This window comes from Microbulbifer pacificus (assembly GCF_002959965.1).
Classification (GTDB): Bacteria; Pseudomonadota; Gammaproteobacteria; order Pseudomonadales; family Cellvibrionaceae; genus Microbulbifer; species Microbulbifer pacificus_A.
Map to the genome: position 1 here is coordinate 2,375,825 of NZ_PREV01000026.1, position 18,682 is coordinate 2,394,506.

Genomic DNA, 18,682 nt, shown 5'->3' on the forward strand with positions numbered 1-18,682 from the left:
TTTTGGTGTTTACGCGGGAGTGGCAAGGTGGTTTGCACCATTTTGTGCCCCGGCTTCAAAGTGGGACGACCCTTTTCCGCGCAATCCGTACAACGGAGGCTGGAAAAGCCGGGTGCGCGGTCTCAAAGATTGAGACTCGGCAGCGGCGGAAAGTCACTCGATGATTCGAAAAATAATGCGAACAGGAATGGGAGTTTTGCGGTGATGAGAAAGCGAATTTTGCTGGGGGTCATCTCCGGTCTGATAGCGGGCGCGGGGCTCGCGGGCTGTACGGAACAGAATGGCGCTCAGAAACTGACCGCCGAAACCCCATCCAGCGCGGCCGGCAGTCGCGCCGAAGTGAGCACCCACTGGCCGCAACTGACCAGTGGCATTGCCAAAGATCCCGCAGTGGAAGCCCGTATCGACGCACTCCTGGCCAAAATGTCCACCGAGGAAAAAGTCGGTCAGATGATCCAGGTGGAGATCCGCACCGCCACCCCGGAAGACGTGAGACAGTATCACATCGGCTCTATCCTGAACGGCGGCGGCGCCTTCCCCTACGACAACAAACACGCGAGCGTCGCCGACTGGGTGGCGCTGGCGGATGAATACTACAAAGCCTCCATGGACACCCGCGATGGCGGTGTCGCCATTCCCATGATCTGGGGCACCGACGCCGTGCACGGTCACAACAATGTGATCGGCGCAACTCTGTTCCCGCACAACATCGCCCTCGGCGCCGCGCACAATCCGGAACTGATGCGCAAGATCGGCGCCGCCACCGCCGCGGAAGTCCGCGCAACCGGTATCGACTGGGTGTTTGCGCCGACGCTCGCGGTGGTGCGTGACGATCGCTGGGGTCGCACCTACGAATCCTACTCCGAAGATCCCGATCTGGTTCGCGCTTACGGGGGTGAGATGGTGGAGGGCATGCAGGGCGCAGCGGGCAGTGAAAACCTGTTGCAGGGCAAGCATGTGATCGCCACCGCCAAGCACTTCCTGGCTGATGGCGGCACTCTGAATGGCATTGACCGCGGCGACGCGGTCATCAGCGAAGAAGAGCTGGTGCGTCTGCACGCCCAGGGCTATTTCTCCGCGATCGAATCCGGCGTGCAGACCGTCATGGCCTCCTTCAGCAGCTGGAATGGCGAGAAGATGCACGGCCACAAATACCTGCTGACCGATGTACTGAAAAACCGCCTCGGCTTCGACGGCTTCATCGTCGGCGACTGGGCCGGCCACCAGTTTGTGAATGGCTGCAGCAATGTGAGCTGTCCGCAGTCCGTCAACGCCGGACTCGACATGTTCATGGCGCCGGACCCGAGCTGGAAGGAGTTGTACAAAAACACTCTGGCTCAGGCGAAGAGTGGCGAGATTTCCGCTGAGCGTCTCGACGACGCGGTGCGCCGTATTCTGCGGGTAAAAATTCGTGCGGGCCTGTTTGAAGCGGGCGCGCCTTCCTCGCGCGCGTTTGCCGCCGATGAATCCCTGATTGGCGCACCCGAGCACCGCGCCATCGCCCGCCAGGCGGTGCGTGAATCCCTGGTGCTGCTGAAAAACAACGACCGGCTGCTACCGCTTGCGCGCAACCAGCGCGTGCTTGTGGCCGGTGATGGTGCCGACAATATCGGCAAGCAGGCCGGCGGCTGGAGTATCACCTGGCAGGGTACCGGTAACCAGAACAGCGACTTCCCCGGAGCCACTTCCGTGTATGGTGGCATCGCTGAAGTCGTGCAGGCCGCCGGCGGCACCGCCGAGCTGTCGGTCGATGGCAGCTTCGAGCAGAAGCCGGATGTGGCCATTGTGGTCTTCGGTGAGGATCCCTATGCGGAAATGCAGGGTGATATTTCCAACCTGCAATACAAAGGCGCCGGTGACCTGGCACTGCTGAACAATCTGCGCGAGCAGGGCATCCCTGTTGTGAGCCTGTTTATTACCGGTCGTCCGCTGTGGGTGAATCCGCACATCAATGCCTCCGATGCGTTCGCGGTCATCTGGCAGCCGGGCACCGAGGGTGCCGGTGTGGCGGATGTGATTTTCCGCAACGCCGACGGCGAAGTGAACCACGACTTCAAGGGCAAACTCACTTTCTCATGGCCCAACGATGCACAGCCCACCGTACGCAACCCCGGCGAGAATGAGGCGCTGGCCCAGTTCAACTTCGGTTACGGCCTCAATTACGGAAGCAGTGTTCAGGTGGCCGCGCTCTCCGAACAGAGCGGTCTCAAAGTATCTGATGGCGAACAGGCACTGGCGGTATTCAACGGCCGCGCACTGGATCCCTGGAGCTTCCAGGTGATGGATGCCGCGAACAATCTGTCGGTCATTTCCAGCAGCGTGGCGAAACTTTCCGGCATCAGTGTGCAGTCCGTTGACCGCAAGGTACAGGAAGACAGCCGTCGTCTGCAGTGGAACGGCGAGGGCAATGCCGTGGCCGGCTTCTTTGCCAACAGCCGCACCGACCTCACCAGCTATCTGGGCAAGCAGGGCGCCCTGGTGTTCGATGTGAAAGTGGACGCTGCACCGAGCGACGCGGTAAGCCTTGGCATGAACTGCGGTATGGACTGCGGTGCCGAGCAGTCCATCACCGAACTACTCAAGGACGCGGCGCCGGGCGAGTGGAAAACCGTTGCGGTAGATCTGCAGTGCCTGGCGGATGCTGGTGCGAAACTGGATATGGTGCTGTCACCCTTCTATGTACGTACCGCCGGTGCGTTGGATATGACCGTGCACAATATTCATATCGCGTCCAAGGCCGACGCGGACATTCATTGCGGTTAATGCCCTTTCTGTAAAGAAAAGCTCCGGCTGCCGAATTACCCTCTCTCGCGGCAGTCGGAGTTCGCGAAGCCCCTGAAAGCACCTGTAAGGTGCTGGCCGAAACATAACAACAATAAAAATCGATCCAGCAGTACACGTTTTATTTCGATCGCGCGAGCGATCATCAGCGGTACCCTCTGCCAGCGGTTGCGGCGGAATCCTCGGAAATACCATGCCTCCGAATCATTCGGCGGGCATCGTACGCCCGAAATTTGCCGATCAGGATCGCAGTATCTCCCTGATCCATAACATTCATAAAAGCATGATGGGAAACACAATGAAAACCAAGAGAGCAACGGTTAAACGCCGGCTGCTGTTGACGGCCGCGTGCCTGTTGGCACAGCCCGCACTGCTGGCCACTGCGCAGGCACAGACCGCGCCGATCTGGGCCGATGAATTCGACGGAGACCAGATCAATCGCGATACCTGGACCTTCACCACTGGTGGAGACGGCAATGGCAATGGCGAACTGCAGTACTACACCGCGTCACAGAAAAATGCCTATGTAGAAGACGGCAATCTGGTGATTGAGGCCAGGCGCGAAAATTATGAGGGCAAGGAATTCACCTCTGCGCGCCTGCATACCAACGGTCGCTTCGGATTCAAATACGGCACCCTGGAAGCGCGCATCAAACTGCCGAAACTGGATAACGGACTGTGGCCGGCGTTCTGGATGCTCGGTAATAATTTCGGTGTAGACGGCTGGCCCAAGTCCGGTGAGATTGACATCATGGAGGCCGGCTACAAGGCGGCGATCGATAACGGCACGGTCAACAACGCGGTCTCTGGCGCGCTGCACTGGTGGCACGAATCCGGCGACTGGAGCGACTGGCTGCAGGCGGACCACGCGGAAGAGGTGGTACTGGAAAATAATCTCTACGATCAGTATCACACCTATCGTCTCGACTGGACGCCAGAGGCTCTGACCATTTCCGTGGACGACACTCAGGTGCTCACCATGGATATTACCGATCCCAATCTGTCGGAATTCCGCGACAACCCCAACCACATTCTTCTGAACCTGGCGGTGGGTGGCTGGAACTTTGTAGAGATTACCGATCCCGCGCAAATCACGGCGCAGTTCCCGGCAAAAATGTACGTGGATTATGTCCGCCTCTATGCCAATGAGCATACCGAAGTGGACGTGGCGAGCGAAAATTATTATCGCGGCGACTTCGGCATCATGACCGAAACCCACCCGGTGCTGGACGAGTTCAACTGGGGCGACAACGCCAATCTCTATATCTGGAACAACATGACCGCCGTGGCCACCGCGCCATCCGAAGGCAGTGCCGTGCTTTCCTATTCCGTGGCCGCCGGCGACTGGTGGGGTATGGGGTTGCTGCATAGAGACTACAACATGCGCAACTACAAGCACGGCTACCTGCACTTCGATGCCAAGGTGAATTCCAGTGTGAACATCGAAGTGAACATGGCGAGCACGTCCGGTGGTGAGGCCAAGGTGACGCTGGCGGAAGGTGGCGACCAATACGGTCTGGTGCGCGATGGTGAGTGGCACACGGTGTCCATTCCGCTGTCAAAATTCGGCGGTCTGGATATGGAGACCATAAAAACCTTTTTCAGTGTTTCCGGCCCGGCACCCGCGGAGGCGTTCGAGATCGCTTTCGACAATATCTACCTGAGTGAGAGCGTTGCGCTGGAGGCGCCGGAGTACGGCAGCTACGGTATCTACACCGAAACCGCCGCGCATATGGATGCGGGTAATTTCGGCTTTGGTGTCAACGGTGACCTCTATGTGTGGGATGAAACCCTCACCCTGGGTACTGGCGACAGCCGCGAAGGGAATGCCGCGCTGCATCTGACCTCAACCGGCAAGGGCTGGTTCGGCCTCGGCTTTACCGCGCGTGAAGGCTTCAATCTCACCGCGTTTGATAACGCCAATGCCGCGCTGCATTTCTCCATGAAAACCAGCGACCAGACCGATTTCCGTATCGGCCTGAAAGGGGGCAACGTCGATGGCATCGGCCAGGTATGGATCGACTTCAAACCGGGTGCCGATCCCTATGGGTTTGTTCGCGACGGTCAGTGGCACGATATCGTCATTCCCATGAGCGAACTCGCACCGGACCTGGAGCTGGCGGATATGCGTCAGGTGCTGCAGGTGCTGGGTTTCGGTGAAGTGACGAGCCTGTCCATCGACGACGTGTACATGTCTGGCGGTGAACAGGCACAGGATCCGGGCACCGATGGTGAAGTGGTAAACCGCGCACCGGTGGCGGCGATAAAGCCCTCGGTCATGGGCGGACCAGCGGGAACCAGCGTCGTGTTTGACGGTTCCCGTTCCACCGACGTGAATGGCGATGCGCTTACCTACAGCTGGGATTTCGGTGATGGTGTTACCGGAAGCGGAGTGAGTGTTTCCCACACCTATGCCGACAATGGCAGCTACCGCGTGGTGCTCACCGTCAGTGACGGTCAGGCCAGTCACAGTGCGGTCACGCATATTTTTATTGCCGACAATTACGGCGCGGGGAAAAGTGGCAAGCGCGGCCTGGGATACGGTCATCACTCGCAGGAAGATTTCGAGGTGATGTCGCAAGGCATTTCCTGGTGGTACAACTGGAGCCATGCGCCGGATGTTCAGATCGCAGATATCTACCAGAACTATGGTGTCGAGTTTGTACCCATGGCCTGGAACGGTGCCTTTGACGATCAGGCCATGCGCGACTACATCGCCGCGCATCCGGGAGTGAAATATATCCTCGCGTTTAACGAGCCCAACTTCATCGACCAGGCGGCGATGACCCCGTCCCAGGCCGCCGCCGAGTGGCCGCGCCTGGAGGCCATCGCCGATGAGTTCGACCTGGATATCGTGAGTGTGGCGATGAATTTCTGTGGCAACTGCGTCACCGAAAACGGCACGACCTATTACGATCCCATCGACTATTTTGATGACTTCTTTGCCGTGTGCCCGGACTGTCGTGTGGATGCCATTTCCATACACGCGTATATGCCGGTGGTGGGTGCTATCGAGTGGTATGTGGATCTGTTCAAGAAATACAACCGCCCCATCTGGCTCACGGAATTTTCCGCCTGGGAAGACACCACCACCGAAGCGGAGCAGCAGAAGTTCCTGATCCAGACCGTAGACTACCTGGAAAATGATCCGGACGTGGCCCGCTACGCCTGGTTCACCGGTCGCCGCAACGGCCACCCCTACAATGGTCTGTTTGATTACCGTCAGCCCGGCGTACTCACAGAACTCGGCAATATCTACGTGAATATGCCGGTGCACGGCGCGGCGAGCGTGCACAACCTGCCGAACAAGGTGCAGGCCGAAGCCTACGGCACCATGAGCTCGGTGCGTGTGGATAAAACCACCGATGTCAGCGGCTTTCTGGATATTACCGAAACTGTCACCGACAGCTGGGTGGAATACAACCTGGTGGGCAGTGCCGGCAGCGCGCAACTGCAACTGCGTGTGGCTGCGGACGCTTCCACCAGTATCGAAGTACTGATCGACGGCGTCAGCCAGGGAACCGTGGCAGTGCCCGCGACCGCCGGCGCCTGGGACACGCTTTCCACCCATGTGAATCTGAATGACGGTGCGCAGAAACTGCGCCTGGTGTTCGCCGGCGCAGTGCAATTGAACTGGCTGGATATCGGCGGCGGAAGTGGTGATCCCGACCCCGAGCCCACCGGCAATATTGCACTGAACAAAAACGTCACCGTGTCCTCCATGGAAAACGGTGACCTGAGCGGCGCGGCTGCCGTGGACGGCGATATGGGTACCCGCTGGTCCAGCGCGTGGAGCGATCCGCAGTGGATCTCCGTGGACCTCGGCAGTGTGTCTTCCATCGACAGCGTGGTACTGAAATGGGAGGCCGCTTACGGTCGCGTCTATGACGTGCAAGTATCTGACGACGGTCAGAACTGGAGTACCGTCGCCACAGTAACCGACAGCGACGGTGGCGAGGATATGCTTTCCGGTCTCGGTGCCAGCGGCCAGTTTGTACGTGTCTTTATCCACGAACGTGCCACCGGTTGGGGAGCGTCTCTGTGGGAACTGGAAATTTACGGTAGCGGCGGAACCACGGAACCTCCCTGCTGTGACCCGCAGCCGGGTGGCGACCTGGCCCTGAACAAGCCGGTTAGCGCCTCCTCGGCGGAAGGTAACTACTGGTTTCCCGAATATGCGGTGGACGGCGACGCGGGCACCCGCTGGGCGACGGACTTCAGCGACAACCAGTGGATTCAGGTGGATCTCGGTGCGGTGTACAGTCTCAGTCAGGTTGTGCTGAACTGGGAGGCGGCCTACGGCAAAGTCTATGAGATTCAGGTCTCCGCCGACGGCAGCAACTGGGCCACCGCGACCAGCGTCAGCAATGGTGACGGCGGGGTAGACCAGCTCAGTCTTGCTACCAGCGGCCGGTATGTGCGTATGCAGGGTATCGAGCGCGGTACCGTCTACGGTTATTCCCTGTGGAGTTTTGAAGTGTATTGATCGTCGATTGATACCGGGACGGGCACCGGCTCAGCCGGTGCCCGACTGCCCGTCAAAGGGCAACTGTCGGCTCAGCTGTGAGCCACACCCGCCGCCAGCGCCTGTTTGCGGTATTCCGTTGGTGACATGCCCACCAACCGGCTGAAGAAACGATGGAAGGCGGACTTGCTGTTGAAGCCGGATTCCAGCAACACATCCAATACCGTCATATCCACCTTTTCGGGATCGGACAGCAGCGCCTTGGCAGCTTCGACCCGATAGCTGTTCACATACTCAAAAAAGTTGGTGCCGAAGTGCTTGTTGATCACCGCGGATACTTCTTTCGCGGGCAGGTCGATGCGTTCAGAAAATTGTTCCAGATTCAGGTTTTTCTTCAGGTAGATTTTGTCGCTTTCCATCGCATTGCGTACCTTCTCGATGGCCGGTTCCGACGGTTCCTCTTCCGTGGTGGTCTCGCGGGCCTCCTCTTTCGGCTGGGTAACCAGCAGCTGATGCGCATAGGTCAGGCTGTAGGCAAAGAACGCATTGATCAGGATGAACGCCAGATAGTTATCGGCGATGCCCATGTAGTCGGCGACCACCACGCTGGAGAACTTCGCCACTACGTGCACCACCATGGTCCAGGTCCAGGAAATACACACGCCCCAGGCCAGCGCCGACAGCCAGTGCAGTTCGGTTTCCGAATAGTGGGAATACTCATCTTTCAGTGCATGGCGATAGCGGCGGATTTGCAGCAGTGCCGCAATGGCGTAGATAAATGGCACCAGTGAGGCCAGGTCCCAGATGAATTCGATGGCAGTATCCGGCAGAGACTGGCCCGCATCGGCCACATGGCGCAGGTCGCTGCTGGAAATACCGAAGATCGCGATACACAGCAGAACCGCCAGAGTGGGAAGCAGATGCAATGCCTGACGACGGTTGAATTGAAGCTTCTGCTGGGTGAGCGAGCAGAAATACAGGTAAATTGCCGGCCCCTTCAGCAGCAACGCCGCGAACAACAGGTACGGCAGCAGGGTCTGTTCAAGCCACGGCGCCAGTGTGAACTGGTCGTTCCACAGCAGCAGGGTACAGCCGGAGGCCACCGCGATAATCAGCAGGAACGCCGTCAGCAGGCGGCCGTCGTGACGAGCGCGAGTGGGCAGTATTGACTGGAATACTGCCAGCAACAGGCACTCCGCCGCGGTCATCAGCAGTACCACGTCGTGGATGTTGAATATGTACTGTTTCATCGAATCATCGCCAGATTGGTTTGGGGCCTGTCTGCCACGTTCGCGGCGGCCTCTCTTTGTTATGTTTTATCGCTCTTGTGCGCGGGAGTATAAGAGAATTCCCCCCGCGGGAGGAGCGCAAGCCGCGCCCACGGTGTCCGCAGGCCATCCCGCTTGCGGATTTTCCGAAAGTGACACCGCCCAGTTTGACGATTTCCCCAAAGTGGGGCGACGGAAGCGGAGACGCGCAGCACACTGGTCCTATCGGGTTTCCCGTAGCCTGTGTTGGAGAGGTGTTCCTTTTAGGCTCCTCGGCGAATCCCGCACAGGCACCCGACATCATCTCTCTTCTCCCGCCAAAAGGTCATTTCTCGTCGACCTATGGGACCGGCAGGTTCAGCCTGCCGGCATTTTTTCTCCCCCTCCGGCTTGAAGCGCATAAACTGAAGCGTTGAAACCCCCTGGGTTCTGCAGGCGCCTCATCCCTCCATATTTGTGTCTCCAACAGGCGGGAGGGGTGGAGTTTTCGTCGGCAAATCATTACCTTATAGCGCCATTTTTTTCAGGGGCTGTGCTGTGGCATCGGGGGCCGAGGTATCAGTTCAGACCAGAATCCGGCCTGCATCTAAGGATTATTTAAGGAAATAGCCATGACCAGAATTGTCGCGGACATCGGTGGCACCAACGCCCGCTTCGCCGTAGCCCACTCTTATCAGGGCGGCTACCGGCTGGAAGCCATCCAGGTGGTGAACTGTGCGATGTTTGATGACTTCTACTCCGCAATGGGTCAATGGATTGAGGGGCTGGACGGGGAGCGCCCGACCCAGGCCTGCATTGCGGTGGCCGGACCGGTGGAGAAGACCCCCGAGGGTGGGCGCGTGACCATGACCAACCTGGGTTGGGACATACGCGCTGAAGCACTCTGCCGGCGGTTCTCATTGGAGCGCGCACTGGTAGTGAATGACTTCGCCGCCCTTGCGCTATCGCTGCCGCGGCTGCCGGAAGAAGACAAATGGGCGCTGCGGGATGTGCCTGCACAGGCCAACGGCCCCATGGTCGTGCTTGGCCCCGGCACCGGCCTCGGCGTGGCCGGCCTCGTCAGTGAGAGCGGTCATTACCGCGTGGTACCGGGGGAGGGCGGCCACGCCAACCTCTCCGCCGGCAGCGAGCGCGAACTGGAGCTGCTGCGTATTCTCGCCCGTGACCAGATGCCGGTGTACAACGAGTACGTGCTGAGTGGCGGTGGCCTGGTCAACCTGTACCGTGCCGTGTGTGCACTGCACGGACGCGAGGCGGAAGCGCTGACGCCGCCAGATGTCAGCAGCCGCGGCCTGGATGGCTCCGACCTGCTGTGTCGGGAAACCCTGATCGACTTTCTCAATTTCCTCGGCAGTGCCGCCGGTGATGCGGCGCTTTACTACGTCGCCCGCGGTGGGGTGTTCCTCGGTGGTGGTGTGCTGCCGCGTATCGAATCCCTGTTGCCGGAGAGCCAGTTTGAGCAGCGCTTTACCACCAAGGGCCGCCTGGGCGAGTGGCTGAAGGGGGTGCGGGTGGAGGTCCTCAAAGCCGGCTACCCGGCGCTGATCGGCGCCGCCGCCTGGCTGGAGAACTGACTGGCCCGTTCTCTCCCTCAGAACCGCGCTCTTTCGGGCTGAACAATTTTTGTTCACCGCGTATAATCCCCCTCCATGGTGACCCGGGCCGGCCCCCTCCTCCTCCGCCGGCCCCGGCTTCTCCCCCCTCCTCCCCCCTTGGGGGTGGAGGATATGGACTTCGGGTAGGCCTAGGATGGCATTACTCACCATAACGATAAGTCCAAGGGAGAAGATGATGAGTCTGACAAACAAACGTTTCCGGCCGGCACTGCTGTCTGCAGCTATTGCCGCGTCCGCTGTTTCCGTTGGTGCTTTTGCCCAGGAAGAGGGTAACACCCAGCTGGAAGAAATTACCGTTACCGGTTTCCGTAAGAGTGTTATGGACTCTATCGGCACCAAGCGCGATGCCAAGGCGGTAGTCGAGGCCATCTCTGCCGAAGACATCGGCAAGTTGCCGGATTCCTCCATTGCTGAAGCCATTTCTCGTCTGCCGGGCCTGGCGACCCAGCGCCTGGACGGACGTGCGAGCCGCGTTACCATTCGCGGTTTCGGTGAAAACGAAAGTGCCACTACCTTTAACGGCCGCGAGCAAGTCTCCATCAGCGATAACCGCGGTGTTGAATTCGATCTCTACCCCTCTGAGATCATGAGCGGCGTAACCGTCTACAAAACCCCGACCGCCAGCCTCGATGCCGAAGGTATCGCAGGCGTAATCGACATGCAGACTGTAAAACCGCTGTCTCGTGGCGAGCGTGTAATCCAGTTCAATGGCCAGATGGAGCAAACCAGCTTCGACAAGCTGAACCCGGATGGCGAAGACCAGGGCCATCGCGGCACCTTCTCCTATATCGACCAGTTCGCGGACGACACCATTGGTGTGGCGTTTGCCTACAACACCATGAGCTCCCCAAACCAGGAAGAGCGCTGGAACACTTGGGGTTACCGTACCGATGCCCCCGGTCTGGAAGGCTATTCCGTACTCGGCGGTGCCAAACCGTTCGTGCGTTCGTCCCTGCTGGAGCGCGACAGCGCCATGCTGGTGGTTGAGTTGCAACCCAATGAAAAGCTGCACACCACCCTAGACGCCCTGTATGTAGATTTTTCTGATGAGAAAATCCTCCGCGGTATCGAAATACCGGTCGCATGGGGACAGGGGGCGATCACCGCGAACGATATTGATGAAGAAACTGGCTTTGTAACCAGCGCTACTACCGAGGGGCAGCGCGTGGTCGTGCGCAACGACCTGGAAACCCGTGGAGCTGACCTCAAGTCTTTTGGTTTCAATACCAAGTACGATTTCAGCGACAGTTTCCAGTTGGAATTTGACGCAAGTCACTCTGCGGTCAAGCGTAAGATTTGGAGTTTCGAGAGCTACTCTGGTACCGGCCGAGGTGACAGCGAGGGTATTGCCGACGATCTGACCTATACCTTTGATGGTGGCAACACCGGCGCCAAATTTGAACACGGCCTGGATTACAGCGACTGGAACCTTATCCAGATGGGGGGGCCGCTGACCTGGGGATGGAGCCAGGCGCTGAATGACAAATACGGTCTGGCTGGTTCTGATTACGAGAACGCGGCTCAGGACGGCTTCCTGAATGCGCCGGAAATTGATGACGAGCTGACCTCTCTGCGTCTGGCGGCCACCCAGATGGTGGAAGCGGGTATCGTCAATGAAATCAGCTATGGTGTTTCCTACCGTGATCGCGAGAAGGAAAAACGCTCCAAGGGCTACTACATGACCTTGGCAAACTTCGACGCGGAAAATGGCGGCATGCTGGTGGTTCCAGAAGAATATCGCCTGGGCAGTGTTTCGCTGGACTTTATCGGTATGGGCGACATGATTGCCTATGATGCTGCGGCTATGCTGCGCGACGGTTATTACGATCTGACCGACGAAGCGCTTACCGGTATTCAGCACTTGACCAAGTCCTACAATGTTGGTGAAACGGTAACCTCTGCTTTTGCTCAGGCATCACTGGAAACCGAAATTGCCGGCCTGCCACTGACTGGTTCTGCAGGTGTGCGTTACGTGTACACCGAAGTGGATACCAAGGGTTATACGGGTAAAGTGGAAAATGGTCTGGTGGTTGCGGAAGCCTCCGACGTGAAGCATGACTACGGCCATGTGCTGCCGAGCCTGAACCTGGCACTGGCGATTGACGAACAGCAGACTCTGCGTTTCGGTGCGGCCAAGACCATCTCCCGCGCGCGCATGGACGAGATGAATTCATCTGTGAGCTTCGAGTTCATGTCCACTGCAGATGCTAACGGCAATAACTTCAAGATCAGCGGTGGTAACCCATATCTTGAGCCGAAAGAAGCAATTGGCCTGGATCTCTCCTACGAGAACTACTTCAGTGACGAAGGTTACTACTCTGTAGCGCTGTTCTGGAAAGACCTGGACTCCTGGCATTTCGACGGCAACTACGAAGTTGACATGTCTGAGGTGCTGGACCTGAGCTCTGTGGAGCTTCCGGAAGGCGTCAATACCACTGCGACCCGTTACTCCAAGATCAACGGTGGTGGCGGTACTCTGCAGGGTTATGAGTTGTCTCTGTCATTGCCGTTCAACCTGTTCAGTGAGAGTTTGGACGGCTTTGGCTTGCTGGCGAGCCACACAGGCGTAAGTTCTGATATCACAGACCCGAATGGCAGCGACTATGAGTTGCCGGGTCTGTCTGACAGCATCCAGAATCTGACCTTCTACTACGACAACCACGGCTTCTCCGCCCGTACCAGTGTGCGCAAACGCTCCGACTTCAAGGGCGAAGTATATGGTGTTGGCTTCGACAGCCAGCAGGTGGACGTTGTTGGCGAAACCATTGTCGATGCTCAATTGGGCTATGACTTCGGTGAGTCCGGTATCGGCGGCCTGGAAGGTCTGTCCGTCTATCTGCAGGGTATCAACCTTACCGATGAGCCTTTCACTACACTGAGCGGCGATAACGCGCTGCAGGTGCGTGACTACCAGAGCTACGGCAAGACCTATTTGCTGGGCTTCAGCTACAAGCTGTAATCTCTACTGAGTTGTCTCTATAGCCCCTGTAATTTCGGTTGCAGGGGCTTTTTTGTTTGCTGGGAAGCGTTATGTGATTTCGAAGGATCCCGTTTAAGAAACCCGTAAAGGGATAGCGTTGTGAACCATAAAACGATAAAAAAAATCGTCATTCTCGGCGGTGGTACCGCCGGTTGGATGACTGCGGCTATGATTGCCAGAAGCCTGGCGGGCACTGTGGATATCACTTTGGTGGAGTCCGACCAGATTGGAACCGTTGGCGTGGGTGAAGCTACGATTCCGCCGATTCTGAATTTCAACCGTGCGCTCGGCCTCGACGAGGTGGAATTCCTGCGTGCCACCAACGGCACCATCAAGCTCGGAATTCAGTTTGAAAACTGGTCGCGCCCGGGCGAAAGCTACATGCATGCCTTTGGCGGTATCGGCAAAAATTTTCCCTTTTGTGATTTCCATCATTTTTGGCTGCGCAGCCGCGCATCCGGCTACAGCGACAGTTACTGGGATTTCTCCCTGAACTATCAGGCGGCGAAGCAAAACAGATTTGCGCACCTGGCGAATATTCCCAGTACTAACCTTCCGGGACTTTCCTACGCCTATCATTTTGACGCCGGGCTTTATGCGCAATATCTGCGCCGCTACAGCGAGTCCAAAGGTGTTAAGCGTGTCGAGGGCAAGGTGTGTGATGTGCGCCGTAACCTTGACAGCGGCTATGTGGAAAGTCTGGCTCTGGAAAATGGACAGGTTGTTGAGGGTGATCTTTTCGTCGACTGCTCGGGATTTGTTGGCCTGCTGATTGGTAAGACCGTCGACAGTGAGTATGAAAGCTGGAGCCAGTGGCTGCCCTGTGACCGCGCCATGGCGATTCCCAGCGAGTCTGCTGCGACGATTGTCCCGTATACACGTTCCATTGCCCATGCCTGTGGCTGGCAATGGCAGATCCCGCTTCAACACCGCACAGGCAACGGACTGGTATATTCCAGCCGCCACTGGAGTGACGAGCAGGCCCGCGAGGTCCTGTTGGGCAATTTGCCAGGTAAGCCGCTTGCGGAACCGCGAATTATTCCCTTCAAAACCGGTCACCGGCACGAGCAGTGGAAGAAGAATGTGGTAAGCCTGGGGCTTGCCAGCGGATTCCTGGAACCTCTGGAAAGTACCTCCATCCATCTGGTGCAGTCCGGTGCTACCCGGTTGGTCAAGTGTTTCCCGCATCGCGGCATTCGCGCGGAAGAAGTGGCGGAATTCAATCGCCAGTCACGGGTGGAAATGGAACGTATCCGCGACTTTATAATTCTGCACTACAAGGCCAACCAGCGACGCGACAGCGACTTCTGGCGGCATTGCGAAAGCATGGATGTGCCGGAAAGCCTGCAGCACAAAATCGAGCTGTTCCGCGCGACCGGCAAGGTTTTCCGGGATTACGATGACTTATTCACCGAAGTTGCCTGGCAGCAGGTGTTGATCGGCCAGGGCGTGCTGCCGGAGGATCATCATTTGATTGCGGATGGTCTGAGTGACGCGCAACTGGCTGACCTGCTTCAGAGCCTGAAAACCCTGATCCAAGGTACGGTCAGACAACTGCCAGCGCACGACGAGTTTTTGTCCTCACTGCTGGCAGCTGGTACCAAATAGCCAGTTGATGGCATTGGGAAACTCACGGCGCCAGAAGGTTTCGCTGTGGCTTCCCTCGCCGTCGAGTTTTGCCTGCCACAAGTGCTGCTTTCCGCGACTTTTCAGGATTTTTTCCATTTCCATAAAGCCTTCGATCATCTCGTCCCCCTCGCGCGCGCTGGTCAACAGGTATACCCGTGTATTGTTCAGCTGCGGATTATTCGCAGATGCGGTCAACACACCTGGCGCAATCCAGTAGGAGGGGGAAAAAATACCGGCCATGCCAAAAATATCGGGGTAGCGATTGATGGCGTGGTTGGAAATGAGTCCCCCCATGGAGCTTCCCATGATCGCGGTGTGTTCGCGGTCTGCCAGCGTGCGATATTCCCGGTCGATACGAGGTTTCAATTCCCTCACCAGGAAATCCACATAGGCATTGCCTTCGCCCTTGCCGAAACGCTCGTTGTCGTAGGGGTTGAGTTCAGTCATGCGCAGCCTGTCGCCGTGGTCGATGCCCACCACGATTATTTCCAGGCCGCAGGTCTGTGCCAGCTGATTGAGGCTCTCGTCCACCCCCCATTCACCTACATAGGAGGTCGCATCGTCGAACAGATTCTGGCCATCGTGCATATACAGCACCGGGTAGCGTTTAGCGGAGTGCTGGTAACCCGCGGGCAGATAGATGCGGTAGGTACGCTCGCGTTGCAATGTGTCCATCGCAATCGCCGGCATTACATGTACATTGGCTTGTGCGGTAGATGATGCTGTAGGTGATGTGGCAGCGTGTAGTGCCGATGCGCCGAGTAGCAGGAGCAGCGCCTGCGCGAGTTTTTTGTGCATTGTTGTGACTCTCCGGGCAGAGGTAGGGTGCCAGTATCCAGCGAATCGCGCGGGAGAGCCTCAGCCTTGGCTGGGGAGGATGTGGGAAGGGCCCCGCGTAATACGGGGCCCAGGCAGGCTTATCAGTGTGCCGTGGTGGTAAACGCGTTACACACCATCACATCGATATCCAGAGAGCCGATCACGCGCTCGGCGGTATTGCCGCGCAGCATGGAGCCGGTCTCGCCGTACTGGTTCAGGGTGCCCATCACCACCACATCCGCGTCGATTTCTTTGGCGATTTCCGCAACCACTTCGTTGGTGTAGCCCTGTTTTACATGGATACGGTCGGTGGGTACTCCGGTCTTGTCCGCCAGTTTGGAAAGCTGACCGCGGTCGGGGTAGAGCATGGAGTCGAGGAAGGCATTTACCAGATGCAACTCGGCGCCATAGACGTCGGCTATGTAGCCGGCGCGCTCGGTGATCTGGCGGTTGAGCTGGCGCTGCTGGGTGGTCTGGGCCTGGTAATTGACGGTGGCCAGCACCACTTTGCGGCGGGCCTTCGCGCCGGGGCGAATCAGTACCACCGGGCATTTCGCATGCTTCAATACCTGCCATTTTGACTCCGCGAAGGTGAAGCGGCGGCTGGTGCGGGCGTGCACGGGCAGGTAGATCATTTCCGCGTTGCAGCACTTGGATTCCTGAATGATGGCTGCCTGCCAGTCACTCGACCAGCATACGGTGATCTCGAATTCCACGCCGGCTTCTTCAATGGGATTGCGGATCTGGTCGCGGAACCAGAATTCGTCCCGGAACAGGTGATCGTTGACCGCGCGGGTATCCACCGCCTCGCCATCTACGGCGACGAATACGGCGAGTTTCGGTTGCGGGGTGCGCTCACGGGCCGTAGCCAGGGCGCGTTCGAGGGCTACATGGCGGTCGTCATTGGGGTCGACGACAACGAATACGATGGGTTTATCCTGCATGATTGCTCCTTCAATTCTGATCCCTAAGTTTTCTCTCAGCTGCCCGGTCTATCGCTTCCGCCCTCTGTTATGTGCTTTTGGGGGCGGTCTGTGGGCGGTCACGTGACCGGGAGGTCAAGACTATCACCGGACGCGGCGTATTTCATCCGCACTCCACCCATCTACGCCCCATGTCGGGAGGATGAAACGGTGGCGGAGGCGAGTACATTAGGCTGCTGTGATGACCGTTCGATAACGACGGAGAGAAGATAATGAGAAAAATGTTCGGCCTGAGTGCCGCCGTATCCGTAGCCGCGCTCACCCTGGCCGCCTGCTCCGACCGTGAACCCGAGCAGGTATCTGTACCAGAGACGATCGAGTCCGCATTGACCCAGGTCAATAGCGGTTCTGTGGACCCCTTCTGGAACAATGCGATCATCTATTTCATGCTCCCGGACCGCTTCTACAACGGCAACCCGGATAACGACCTGTCCTACGGCCGCAAGAATGACGCGGCTCATATGCGCGGCTTCCAAGGCGGCGACCTACAAGGCGTTATCGACAAACTGAATGAGGGATATTTCGACGCGCTGGGTGTTGACGCCCTTTGGATGTCCCCGATCTATGAGCAGAATCACGATGCCACTGACGAAGGTACCGGGCGCACCTATGCCTATCACGGTTACTGGCCCAGGGATTGGACCGCCGTTGACCGCAACTTTGGCAATGAGGCGCTATTGGAAAAGCTGATTGAAACAGCGCACGGCCGCGGTATTCGCGTACTACTGGATGTAGTTGTGAACCATACTGGTCCAGTAACAGCAAAGGATCCGCTATGGCCGGCGGAGTGGAGTCGTTCCGACTCTGTGTGCGATTGGTCCGGTTTTTCCGGTACCGTCAGCTGCATGCTTGTTAGCAACCTGCCAGACATCCGCACCGAGAGCGATGTGCCGGTAGACCTTCCTCCCCAGCTCACCGAGAAATGGCAGCGCGAAGGTCGCCTCGGTCAGGAAGTGGCGGAGCTGGATGCGTTCTTCGAGCGCACCGGTTACCCGCGCGCACCGAAGTACTACATCATTAAATGGCTCACCGACTGGGTGCGGGAATACGGTGTCGATGGCTTTCGTGTAGATACGGCCAAGCATGTGGAACCTGAAGTCTGGGCAGTACTTAAAAAGGAATCCAGCCTGGCACTGGCGGAGTGGAAGGCCCGCAATCCGCAGCAGAAGCTCGACGATCGCGACTTCTTTATGGTCGGGGAAGTCTACGGTTACGGCATCACCGGTGGACGCGACTTCGATTTTGGCGATCGCAAGGTGAATTTTTTCGACTACGGCTTCGACAGCCTGATTAATTTTGATATCGCTGCGCGTGCCGATCGTGAAGATATGGAGTCGATCTTTTCTAGTTACTCGCAAATGCTGAATGGCGGGACACTAGATGGTTCGGGTGTGCTCAACTACCTGACTTCTCACGACGACATGAACTCCTTCGACCGTGAGCGTCAGCGTGCCCGCGAAGCGGCATTCAAATTGATGCTGGCGCCCGGCGCCGCACAAATCTACTACGGCGATGAGCTGGCCCGGCCACTGACGGTGCCCGGTACCGAGGGCGATTCCCAGCTGCGTAGCCCGATGAACTGGGGAGATTTGGAAAAAGCCGAAACCCGCGAAATTCTCAGCCACTGGCAGAAGCTGGGGCAATTCCGTCAGTCCCATATGGCGGTAGGTGCCGGCGTGCATCAGCAGCTTAGTGCTGCCCCCTATATTTTCTCGCGCACATTGAATGATGATCGCGTGCTGGTCGCGCTGGACATGCCGATCGGAGAAAAAACCGTGGAGGCCGGGGCGGTATTCGCGGAAGGCTCTCTGGTGAAAGATTACTACTCCGGTGCAGAAGCGCGGGTAGAGCAGGGGATGCTGAACTTTGACACCGGGTTTGACATCCTGTTGCTGGGAAGCCCCAGGACCCAGGATCTGAGTGCAAGATAAACCCTATCTCCGTCATTCCCGCGCGCGGGAATGACTTTGACATCGGTCAATAGGCCTTCGTTGGCTGCGTGTGACCTCAACTTCTCTTTCTCGTCGAAAGGTTTGCCGGCCATAGAGTTTCTATCGCCGGCTTTTTTTGTGCTGGATTTCAATGTCGATGTCAGTCACAGATATGGCGCGGTGAAGGACTACGCCCCCAGGGGAGGAGGA

Annotated in this window: 9 protein-coding genes; 6 read left to right on the plus strand and 3 right to left on the minus strand. The window is 57.9% G+C overall.

The genetic code is table 11. From position 1 onward, the window contains the following. The first annotated feature begins 204 nt into the window (after positions 1 to 204). Together C3938_RS10230 and C3938_RS10235 are read left to right on the plus strand one after the other, a co-directional pair. Positions 205 to 2,763, plus strand: a complete 2,559-nt coding sequence (locus C3938_RS10230) for a glycoside hydrolase family 3 protein (RefSeq protein WP_105103022.1) — start codon at positions 205 to 207, stop codon at positions 2,761 to 2,763. A gap of 316 nt (positions 2,764 to 3,079) precedes the next feature. Beyond that, positions 3,080 to 7,267: a glycosyl hydrolase gene (locus C3938_RS10235; RefSeq protein WP_105103327.1), complete on the plus strand. Its 4,188-nt coding sequence runs from the start codon at positions 3,080 to 3,082 to the stop codon at positions 7,265 to 7,267. Between the two features lie 71 nt (positions 7,268 to 7,338). Here C3938_RS10235 and C3938_RS10240 read toward each other — a convergent pair whose 3' ends face one another. Continuing rightward, on the minus strand, positions 7,339 to 8,496 hold the full coding sequence (locus C3938_RS10240; protein ID WP_105103023.1) for a helix-turn-helix domain-containing protein: 1,158 nt from the start codon (positions 8,494 to 8,496) through the stop codon (positions 7,339 to 7,341). Positions 8,497 to 9,125: 629 nt separating this feature from the next. Here C3938_RS10240 and glk point away from each other — a divergent pair. From glk to C3938_RS10255, 3 genes are all read left to right on the plus strand, one after another. Next, complete coding sequence (glk, locus tag C3938_RS10245) at positions 9,126 to 10,088, plus strand: glucokinase (protein WP_105103024.1); 963 nt, start codon at positions 9,126 to 9,128, stop codon at positions 10,086 to 10,088. 217 nt (positions 10,089 to 10,305) lie between these two features. Further along, entirely contained in the window at positions 10,306 to 13,089 is a 2,784-nt protein-coding gene (locus tag C3938_RS10250; RefSeq protein ID WP_105103025.1) for a TonB-dependent receptor, read from the plus strand. A 120-nt stretch (positions 13,090 to 13,209) separates the two neighbouring features. After that, on the plus strand, positions 13,210 to 14,718 hold the full coding sequence (locus C3938_RS10255) for a tryptophan halogenase family protein (RefSeq protein WP_105103026.1): 1,509 nt from the start codon (positions 13,210 to 13,212) through the stop codon (positions 14,716 to 14,718). On the opposite strand, the gene C3938_RS10260 is transcribed toward C3938_RS10255, so the two are convergent. Beyond that, complete coding sequence (locus tag C3938_RS10260; RefSeq protein WP_105103027.1) at positions 14,692 to 15,537, minus strand: alpha/beta hydrolase; 846 nt, start codon at positions 15,535 to 15,537, stop codon at positions 14,692 to 14,694. The two genes, C3938_RS10255 and C3938_RS10260, sit on opposite strands and share 27 nt — an antisense overlap. A 122-nt stretch (positions 15,538 to 15,659) precedes the next feature. After that, the gene (locus C3938_RS10265) at positions 15,660 to 16,502 is read right to left on the minus strand and encodes a universal stress protein (RefSeq protein ID WP_105103028.1); all 843 of its coding nucleotides are present in this window, start codon (positions 16,500 to 16,502) and stop codon (positions 15,660 to 15,662) included. A gap of 251 nt (positions 16,503 to 16,753) precedes the next feature. Here C3938_RS10265 and C3938_RS10270 point away from each other — a divergent pair, with 251 nt between their 5' ends. Continuing rightward, positions 16,754 to 18,472, plus strand: a complete 1,719-nt coding sequence (locus tag C3938_RS10270) for an alpha-amylase family glycosyl hydrolase (protein WP_233998759.1) — start codon at positions 16,754 to 16,756, stop codon at positions 18,470 to 18,472. Positions 18,473 to 18,682 lie beyond the last annotated feature (210 nt).

Coding starts and splice junctions, on each gene's coding strand:
- C3938_RS10230 (WP_105103022.1), top strand. CDS start 205: ATGAGAAAGCGAATTTTGCTGGGGGTCATCTCCGGTCTGATAGCGGGC.
- C3938_RS10235 (WP_105103327.1), top strand. CDS start 3,080: ATGAAAACCAAGAGAGCAACGGTTAAACGCCGGCTGCTGTTGACGGCC.
- C3938_RS10240 (WP_105103023.1), bottom strand. CDS start 8,496: ATGAAACAGTACATATTCAACATCCACGACGTGGTACTGCTGATGACC.
- glk (WP_105103024.1), top strand. CDS start 9,126: ATGACCAGAATTGTCGCGGACATCGGTGGCACCAACGCCCGCTTCGCC.
- C3938_RS10250 (WP_105103025.1), top strand. CDS start 10,306: ATGAGTCTGACAAACAAACGTTTCCGGCCGGCACTGCTGTCTGCAGCT.
- C3938_RS10260 (WP_105103027.1), bottom strand. CDS start 15,537: ATGCACAAAAAACTCGCGCAGGCGCTGCTCCTGCTACTCGGCGCATCG.
- C3938_RS10265 (WP_105103028.1), bottom strand. CDS start 16,502: ATGCAGGATAAACCCATCGTATTCGTTGTCGTCGACCCCAATGACGAC.
- C3938_RS10270 (WP_233998759.1), top strand. CDS start 16,754: ATGAGAAAAATGTTCGGCCTGAGTGCCGCCGTATCCGTAGCCGCGCTC.